Below are 6,647 nucleotides of genomic sequence, written 5' to 3' on the forward strand. Positions count from 1 at the left end.
ATGCCCGGTTGTGTCGGTAGCGTAAGGTTTTTATTGCCTGCGAGTCATATCTATGACTGCATTAACTGTCAGATCTGGTAACTCGCCCAAAGTTGGCAAAATATCTTCTCCTGAATAGATACTTGGCAGGTCATCTCCTTGCCAAACCCAAATCTGTTGGCGAGTTATATCGATCAACCAAGCAAGTTGCATCCCATTGCTGAGGCAATGAAGAATCTTATTTTGTAAATCTAGGGTACTTTGATCGGGGGAACGAATCTCAATTAACCAATCTGGCGCTCCATTCAAAGGCCCATCTTCTTGGGGAAGGCGCGAGCGCAATACGACAGAAATATCTGGTACTGGCGAGAAGGGAGGTACGATACAGCGTAACTCTTGCACCGCTTCAAACCTTTCAGTATGAAGGTTTATGTAGTTAACCAGATTGCGCTGTAGGCGCGAGTGAAACAGGGTTGGCATTGGTTTTTGAATTGTACCCCCGTTGATTAATTCCCAGGCTGGGGAAGCTTCTATATTAGGTTGAGAAAGAAACTCTGCGAGCGTGGTTGTTATAACCGAGTTCATACTCAAATTTCTTGGATGAAATCTTGCTTAACTCTATCATTATATCTCATACCAGCATTTGGATATCCACTTGGTGGGTGCTAAAAAAATCAATGGTATCTGCTTGACCACAAAAGTATAAAAACTTAGAAACTGTTTGGCGATGACGCGCTTTTGTCGAAGGATTTAAGCAAAAAAGTGGAAATAATCAATGCTCCACCTAATCTTATGAAAAAAACCGGAGATTTGATTTCAAAGTTACTCTTAAGATAAGTTAATTACTTACTCCCATCAATTAAGTTTCCCGCGTTTGAGGAGGCAAATCCACCGCGCTTTAATTACGGCGATAAGTTGCGCTGGATTTCCGTTGACGAAGAAGCAGATTGGGGGAAAGTTATCGGTAATTTTTACAACTACGAACCCCATCAACGCTGTTGGATGTGGTGTTACTTGATTTGGCTCGCTCCCAATTCAAAAAGTGCAGCCTGGTGTCAATTTGATACGGCTTGGGAAGAAGAATTGGAGAAATTTGATAATGAAGAAACCCCGGACTTTGACAGATAGAGAACATAATTTGATCTGGCTTTATAGCCAATGCCAGTTGGGAATGACACCCCGTGAATTTTATGCCAAGTGGGATGTCAGTTATGAAGCGATCGCTTTTTCTTGGCAGATTCCTTGCGGATTAGTTAAAATATGTTATAAAGCAATTGGAGATTGAGCAATGATTGGGAATATTGATATTGAAAAGTTTGTTGTTATGCTTCGGGAATTGATTATTTTAATAGTTGTTCTTGTATTCTTATATATCCTGCTATTTAAAGATAGGTTAGCATTTACTATAGCTGGTAGCTTGATTACAATATCTTCCCAGTGGTTACTCGCAAGAAGCGGGAGGAAACAGGAACAGAAGAAGATAGCAACTTTCCTGACTACTATTATCGATAACCAGGTGAATCGTCTATTTACGATTGAAGGGAAGCTCATGTCCGTAAACAACAATACAGCAAGTCTTGAATCAGTCAAAAATTATTGCGAAAAATGTAAGCCAGAGATGGAATTCGATTACCGAAACCTCCTGAATAAAACAGAAATTTACGCTCTAGACATTGCGGGAGGAATTGTTTTATACCTGAATCGGGTTAATCAGTTTTTTGATTATATCTGTTCTCTGAAACAGGATGATCGTGGAGATATACAGCTAGCGTTAATAACGATTCGCTCCTATTGGATTGAGGGCTATTCAAATGCAATGAACCTGAATCGAGAAGTTGTTATAAATGAAGTTATTTTCAAGAATTGTGTATCTAGATTGAAGGTTGAATATCAACGGATCTCTCAGTTAAAGTGTAGACACGAAAAACAAGGATTAGACAGTGATTGCGAATCTCTGGCTATGGAACAGATTGAAAAATCATTTAATGATTTTGGAATACCTAATTAGATTTACGTACATTTTCATCTGCTGAATCGACGCTTGAACCGGGGGTCAAGGCGGTCTTTTTTTCGCCTATTGCAATCGAGGCAAAGGGTTTGCAGATTGCTGATGTCATTTGAGCCTCCAAGAGCTAAGGGAATGATGTGATCGATCGTAAGATTAGTCTCTTGGTCAGTCTTGCCGCAGCTTTTGCAGCAATTTCCATCGCGATCAAAAACAAGTTTCCTCACCTTTGGTGGAATTAAAATTCGCGGAGTTTTTCTCTTCAAATACATTTTTAGTAGAGATTATAAAATCACACACTTCCAGGCTCGTTCTGTAGGAGAATATTGCCAATACACCGCACAAATGGTTATGACTTGGGCAGTTTTCTACGCGCTCCCTTGGCACGCTCCTCTGCATTAGCCATCACTTGCTCCATATTTTCCAGGATCTCCCCCTTATAATTTTCCAAAACCTTAGTAGACAGAGACATTCCAATCTTACCATCATCCGGGTTAACAATCAGCGCCTTGATCAACTGACCAATTTCAAACAGGTCTTCAAGAGATTCAATATGGCCTTGGCTCACATTACTGATATGGAGTAAGCCTTTAGTACCTTTTACATCAACAAATACACCATAGGGCTGGAACCCTGTTATTTGGGCTTCCACAAGTTGTCCCCTCTCTAATTTTTTGGAACTTTCGGATTGAGCCGCCGGGTAATTAGGTCGCAGTAGCGGATCGGGACTCACTCCAGGTTTTGGGCTGTCATCTGACTCTACAGGATTTGTCTCACTATAACTTTGTGTAGCACTCGAATCATTTTCTGAGTCCAAACTGGAAGCCGATTCTGGTGGGATGTTATTTGACTCTACAGAATTTACGTCAGTGAAAAATGGAGTGATACTCGAATTATCTTCAAGTATCTTGGGCAGCTTACAGTCATCTAATTTCATTGCCTCTAAGTAGCTATTGATACCTTCAACTGCTTGGTTATATTCGGCAATTTTTAGCTCAACTTCTCCCAACTTCCGCTTACGCTCGTCGATTTTCGCTTCAGCCTCTTTTTCTATCGTTTGCCGTTTGTTGTCGCGAGCGCGAGCGGACTGCTGCCAAATCAATTGCCGTTTATTTTCAGCCATTGACAACAGATATTTATTCAGCATTTTGATTATTTTTGACCCAAAACTAACTTCTATTGTTTGTTTAAATTTAGATTGAAAATCAATCTCTAGCAGTTGACGTATAGATTCTTCTGCTTCCACCATGCGTTTGACATCTCGGCTGTTAGATGCTTCTTGCAAAGTTTCACGGAACTGATAGAGCCAAACGCTATCTTCGTAATCATAAAGCTCTGGGCTTTCTATGATATAGAATACACATTCTGCACTCGCCAAAACCTTCACTCCCTCGATGATGATTTTTTCTATATCCTGTAACTATTGTACAATTTTACAATCATCACCTAACAACAAATTACAAATTTGACGGTAGTATTTTTGCTTGCGTACTCGCTTAATCAAGCGTTGGAAAAAACTAGCAATCAAAGTTTCTGATTCCTTAACCAGAACATTCTCTAATCCATTGGCAATGTCATAGAAGGCTTGTCCCAAAACGGCTACTAATGGCGCTGTGACATGACGATGATTGCGGCAGGTATTAGCGAAGGCATCTAATATAGAAAACTTTTCTATCAAATCGGTGAGATTATCTTGCATCTTTTGGTGAAGATTGTTGAAATCTTGCTGAAAATCTTCGCAGGTATCCATCACCAATAATTGAATCTCTTCTTCTATTTGTCTATAAAAGGCTTCACCAATCTCCCATACTTCTTTCTCGAGCTGTGCCAAATCCCGTTCTGTTATTTCTGCAATATTTGCAGGTTTATTTTTCCACTGACTGCGATGTTCTAAGTAAGATTTACACAAGTCGTTACAGAGTTCGCTAATATCGCTAGCTAGGTTGGCAAATAATTCTGGTCGCTTTTCCTCGGTCAGGTAGCGGGTAATAGCATTACTAAATTCCTGAATACCACTATCAAGAAGCAACTGGTCAATAATGGTAGTTCCATACTTATTGAGAGCTTCTAAATAGTTTTCGTTTTTGCTTTTGTTTTTACGTAATACAATATCTGAGAATGTATCAACGGGTAGCTTATCGGAATCGCAGTAGTCAAGAAACTCCCTCACAAATAGAGGAATTCCCTCAACCCCATCTGAGTTTTTTACAGTTTCATCAGCCAATATAGAATCTAGTCCCCAGCGATCGCTTGCACTTGTATTTTTGATCTGACAAGCCCAGAAACCCAGCAAAGCGCTAGTTTTATAAATTCCCCTGGGTGTATCATTAAAATTTGTGCTAATCAGGTCAGATAGGTCTTGTTCGAGTTTGGGATTACGCCAGGTTTTATCAATAAGGTTAAATACATAAAACACGCGATCCCGAATTCCAGGGTTTTCCCGCATTACCTGTATTAGCCTTTTCTCTGCTGTTTCTGTTTCCCCTTGTTGATCGGCCTTCATGACACAGACAACCGCAGAGGTATTAGTGTCTTCGACTTTGCGATAGGTCAATTGTGCATCTCTTTGCACAGGCGCATCAATCCCTGGTAAGTCAACTAGAACGTTACCATCCTCCAACAACTTATGATGACGATAGTAATCAATGCGTTTGAGAACAGCACTACTGCTTCCGCGACGAGCGTAATTATGTGAATCTTTGGATGAAAGACCTAACTCCTCCATCTCATAAGTACGATTTTCAGATTGATCTATGTACTTGCGGTTAGCCTTAAATCCATCCAGTAATTCTTTTAATCCATTGGCTTCTTCTGCTTTCTCGGTGTTTTTTGTCCCGCCCTCCTGGTCAATGATTTGTTGGCATTCTTGCAAAAGCTGTTCAATTGCCCCCTCTTTAGTAATGTCAATTGGCTTCAGTTTCAAGGCTTTACACCTGTCCTTCACCTCTTCCTGAATTTCCGATACGCTAAGAAACGTGAGAACGTCTCGTTCTTCTTCTGGTGACTTGGCATACTCAATGTAACATTCGATGCCAGTAGCATGACGGGTATTACTGTATAGTAAGTCTTGCCCTAATAAGGCATTTATCAGCATCGACTTACCAGCACTGTAAGTCCCCGCAAAGACAATCTCGAACCTGGGGTCAATTGCCTTATCACGGGAAGTCTTAATTGCGGCAGTATCGTGCTGCCCTCTCAAAGATGGCTCCTTATCTAACAGCCGCAGTAGACAATTCACATGAGCTTCCAGGTTTTTAGATTGAGATGGGACTTGGGTCATTATGGCAAAAGCACTCCAGTTTGCGGAAAATTACAGAGTTAGTCGAAGGTAAAGCAGGAACCTGGTACTAGGATTCCCAGAAAATTCCCAATAATTACGATCAATTTTTCGGGTTGAGACCAACCGCTTTAAGGAACCGTTGCCGTGTCCGTCTTTGGCGTCAGCTATAGGTGTCCATCAAACCGCCCGGTGCATCGCCGAGTTGTCCTTGGGTCGAGCGTCAAGATATCGGCTCGTGGTGGTCAGCGAGGCATGACCCAGCGTCGTTGGCTTAGGTGCAAACGCACCCTGGGATCTCCTGCATGGGTTTCATAACAATGACGGAGCCAATAGGGGCTAACCTTCAGGTCAATTCCCACTCGCTCGGCACTAGCCCTAATTATCAATGCACCCACACGCTGAGAACGATTTCCGTGAAAATCAATGAAAGATAAAGTAGCTCAAAAAGAACAATCGAATCCCTCATCAACCAGTCAAATTATACCAATATTGTTATTCTAGATAGTACCTATTTTCCAAATATACTCTAATATTGGAAAAAGTCAATAAATTCGGTTGCTTTCTATAGCAATTCCAATTAAGTGCGGTGTTAAGGTGCTGCTGATTGATTTAGGATTTTTGCCACCAGAGCGAGAACGCATTTACCAACAGCTTATTCACCTGGGATTTTGGAAACCTGTTTTGGGGATATCAGAAATTTGCCAACGCACAAAGTTTGGATTAGGCTATGTGCGTAGTTTAACAGGGCGTGGTGTGTTTCTTCCTAAGTATCCTCAACTCGTTGGAGAGGGTAAGTTACTTGGGGTAACTGGGAAAGACGCGACAGCAGCTTACTGGACAATGGCGGAAGCTGATATTATTAAGATGGCTTTGGGCAATATTATCTGGGTCTTTGACCAACACCCTTGTTGGCAAGCGCACATTGGGAATATGGCGCATGATGAAGTGGATGCGCGAGCTAATTCCGATTATGCCCTAGATGTGGCTGCTGCAATCCAAAGTTCTATGCGTTCTGCTATGAGGCAATTTATCCATTGTATTCCGGTGGATGAGGGTGAGCCAAAATCAAGTTTAATTTGTCACTCTTGGGCAGAGAAGTAAGGAAAAACTACCTGGCATTTGTCAGGTAGTTTTTGTCTTAAGTAGCAGATAGCTATTGTTTTTAAAAGTAAAAATATATGCTAATATTAAAGCGATCGCAACTGAATTTACAGCTTGGATAAGTTTAATATATTCACAGATAATTTGAGAGTTTCCCAATGGCTTACGCCGCGCAAAAGCTCCTAAGTTTTGAAACATTTTTGGAGCAATATCGTGACAATCCCCGCTATGAACTCGCTGACGGAGAATTAGTTGATAGGTCACCTACCGGGCCTCACGAAA

Annotated in this window: 7 protein-coding genes; 3 read left to right on the forward strand and 4 right to left on the reverse strand. The window is 41.3% G+C overall.

Annotation, left to right across the window (positions count from 1 at the left end):
* Nucleotides 1-30: 30 nt before the first annotated feature.
* Nucleotides 31-564 (reverse strand): Uma2 family endonuclease, encoded by a 534-nt coding sequence (locus ACE1CM_RS09995; RefSeq protein WP_374877270.1) that lies wholly within the window; start codon nucleotides 562-564, stop codon nucleotides 31-33.
* A gap of 330 nt (nucleotides 565-894) precedes the next feature.
* On the opposite strand from ACE1CM_RS09995, the gene ACE1CM_RS10000 reads away from it, so the two are divergent.
* Together ACE1CM_RS10000 and ACE1CM_RS10005 are read left to right on the forward strand one after the other, a co-directional pair.
* Nucleotides 895-1,107: a hypothetical protein gene (locus ACE1CM_RS10000; protein ID WP_374877271.1), complete on the forward strand. Its 213-nt coding sequence runs from the start codon at nucleotides 895-897 to the stop codon at nucleotides 1,105-1,107.
* A gap of 160 nt (nucleotides 1,108-1,267) precedes the next feature.
* Nucleotides 1,268-1,987, forward strand: a complete 720-nt coding sequence (locus ACE1CM_RS10005) for a hypothetical protein (RefSeq protein ID WP_374877272.1) — start codon at nucleotides 1,268-1,270, stop codon at nucleotides 1,985-1,987.
* Nucleotides 1,988-2,001: 14 nt separating this feature from the next.
* On the opposite strand, the gene ACE1CM_RS10010 is transcribed toward ACE1CM_RS10005, so the two are convergent.
* The 3 genes from ACE1CM_RS10010 to ACE1CM_RS10020 all read right to left on the reverse strand — a co-directional run bounded on the left by ACE1CM_RS10010 (nucleotide 2,002) and on the right by ACE1CM_RS10020 (nucleotide 5,264).
* Nucleotides 2,002-2,256, reverse strand: coding sequence for an HNH endonuclease (locus ACE1CM_RS10010; RefSeq protein WP_374877273.1), 255 nt, complete (start codon nucleotides 2,254-2,256; stop codon nucleotides 2,002-2,004).
* Nucleotides 2,257-2,333: 77 nt separating this feature from the next.
* A complete protein-coding gene (locus ACE1CM_RS10015) occupies nucleotides 2,334-3,362 on the reverse strand; it encodes a S1 RNA-binding domain-containing protein (protein WP_374877274.1) in 1,029 nt (342 codons plus the stop codon).
* A 42-nt stretch (nucleotides 3,363-3,404) separates the two neighbouring features.
* Nucleotides 3,405-5,264 (reverse strand): dynamin family protein, encoded by a 1,860-nt coding sequence (locus ACE1CM_RS10020; protein WP_374877275.1) that lies wholly within the window; start codon nucleotides 5,262-5,264, stop codon nucleotides 3,405-3,407.
* A gap of 594 nt (nucleotides 5,265-5,858) precedes the next feature.
* Here ACE1CM_RS10020 and ACE1CM_RS10025 point away from each other — a divergent pair.
* Nucleotides 5,859-6,365 (forward strand): hypothetical protein, encoded by a 507-nt coding sequence (locus ACE1CM_RS10025; protein ID WP_374877276.1) that lies wholly within the window; start codon nucleotides 5,859-5,861, stop codon nucleotides 6,363-6,365.
* Nucleotides 6,366-6,647: the final 282 nt, after the last annotated feature.

The organism is Microseira sp. BLCC-F43 (assembly GCF_041929235.1).
Classification (GTDB): Bacteria; Cyanobacteriota; Cyanobacteriia; order Cyanobacteriales; family Aerosakkonemataceae; genus Microseira.

What these genes read in the sequence shown, in the direction of transcription:
- ACE1CM_RS10020 (WP_374877275.1), bottom strand. Translation starts at nt 5,264, where the DNA reads ATGACCCAAGTCCCATCTCAATCTAAAAACCTGGAAGCTCATGTGAAT.
- ACE1CM_RS09995 (WP_374877270.1), bottom strand. Translation starts at nt 564, where the DNA reads ATGAACTCGGTTATAACAACCACGCTCGCAGAGTTTCTTTCTCAACCT.
- ACE1CM_RS10005 (WP_374877272.1), top strand. Translation starts at nt 1,268, where the DNA reads ATGATTGGGAATATTGATATTGAAAAGTTTGTTGTTATGCTTCGGGAA.
- ACE1CM_RS10010 (WP_374877273.1), bottom strand. Translation starts at nt 2,256, where the DNA reads ATGTATTTGAAGAGAAAAACTCCGCGAATTTTAATTCCACCAAAGGTG.